This window comes from Nocardia sp. NPDC004722, from assembly GCF_053601505.1.
Genome location: NZ_JBSGBY010001002.1, coordinates 1 through 1,777, shown reverse-complemented (window position 1 = coordinate 1,777; position 1,777 = coordinate 1). Strand labels below are relative to the sequence as shown.

Here is a 1,777-nt window from a genome sequence, read left to right as displayed (position 1 = left end):
TGCCCACACCCCTGACCTCGTTCATCGGCCGCGGCGCCGAACGCGGTGAGCTGGCCGAACTCGTCAAGACGCAACGGCAGGTGACCGCGGTCGGGCCGGGCGGGGTGGGCAAGACCCGGCTGGCGCTGGCCGTGGCCGCGGATGTGGCGGCGGACTTCGCCGACGGCGTCTGGTTCGTGGATCTGGTGCCGGTCGCGTCACCGGATACGTGTGTGGTCGCGGGCACCGTGGCGATGGCGCTCGGCGTCGGCGAGCAGCCCGGCCGCAGCTTCGATCGGGCCCTGCTGTCCACGCTGGCCGACCGCAATGCCCTGCTGGTGCTGGACAATTGCGAGCACGTGCGCGACGGCGTCGCCCCCTTCGTGGAGGAGCTGCTCGCGTCGTGTCCGGGCATGAGCGTGCTGGCCACCAGCCGCGCCCGGCTCATGGTGCCGTTCGAGCGCGCCTACGCGGTGCCGCCCATGTCGCTTGCGGGAGAAGGCGCTTCGGACGCGGTCGACCTGTTCATGGATCGGGCGGCGGCCGGCGGCTGGCCGCCCAACAACGCCCTGCGCGACCAGGTGGCGAGCTTCTGTGAACGCCTCGACGGGGTCGCCCTGGCCATCGAACTCGCGGCCGCCCGCTGGACCAGCCTCGGATTGGACGGTCTCACAGCGGGATTGGACGATCAGCTGCGCATGCTCTCCGGTGGCGCGCGCAGCGACGACCGGCATCGCTCGGTCCGGGCCGCCCTGGACTGGAGTCACGCGCTGCTCGAACCCGAGGACCGGGCACTGCTGCGGCGGGTGTCGGTGTTCATGACCGCCTTCCCGGTCGAGGCGGCCGCCGAGGTGACGGGAATCGACAAGGGCACGGTCGCAGCGGGATTGGCGCGACTGGTCGAACAGAGCCTGCTCGTGGTGGCGGACACGCCCACCGGGACACACTTCCGGGCGCTGGAGACCATCCGGCAGTACGGACAGGAGCAACTCGCCGCGGCGGAGGAGGAGACCGATGCCCGCGCCGGGCACCTCCGCTGGTGCGTCGCCGTGGCAGGCGATCTCCTGGCACTGCGCGGTGACCTGCGGCCCCGATTCGACGCCGCCGCAGACGATTTCCGCGCCGCGCTGGGCTGGGCGGGCGAACAACCCGACCGCCGCACCGACGCCTACCACCTGGCCCGCCGGTTCGCGTCGCTGCTGTTCACCCGCCACTTCACCGGCGAATCCCAGTGGCGTCACGAACAAGCCGCCTACCTCGCCGACGACCCCGCCGCATCGGCGGATCTGCTGCGGCAGGCCGCGGCTGTCGCCGGGTGTCAGGGCAACGGCGACGACATGTACCGCCTCCACCGCACCGCCGCCGAATTCGCCCAGCGCGCAGGGGATTCCCTCGCCGCCGCAACCGACCTGGCCGCCGCTGCCGCCTCGACCCACCGATTCCCCGGCACATTCACGCACCTTCCCGCCCGGCAGGAAGTCCTCACCCTCCTCGCCGAGGCACGACTCCTCGCCGAACCCGCCGCGACCCGATCCAGCGCTGCCCGGGCGGCCGTCGCCTTGGCCGGAGCCGTTGTCCTCGTCGAGCCGTTCGCGGAGGTGGATTCGGGACAGGCTGGCACCGAGGCGATTTCGATGGCGGAGCGGGCGGTGGAGCTGGCACGGGGGACGCGGGATCCGTTCGCGGAATCCGCTGCCCTGGACGCGCTGGCCGCGGCCCAGGGCCGGGCCGGGGACCTCGGGGCCGCGGCGGTGACCGCGCGGCGGCGGATCCGATTGCTGTCGACCACACCCGACAC

Annotated in this window: 1 protein-coding gene; it reads left to right on the top strand. The window is 72.8% G+C overall.

Features of this window, described 5'->3' with window-relative positions; all coding sequences use genetic code 11:
- On the top strand, positions 1-1,777 hold a 1,777-nt coding region (locus ACWELQ_RS45095), incomplete at both ends, for an ATP-binding protein (RefSeq protein ID WP_452403091.1).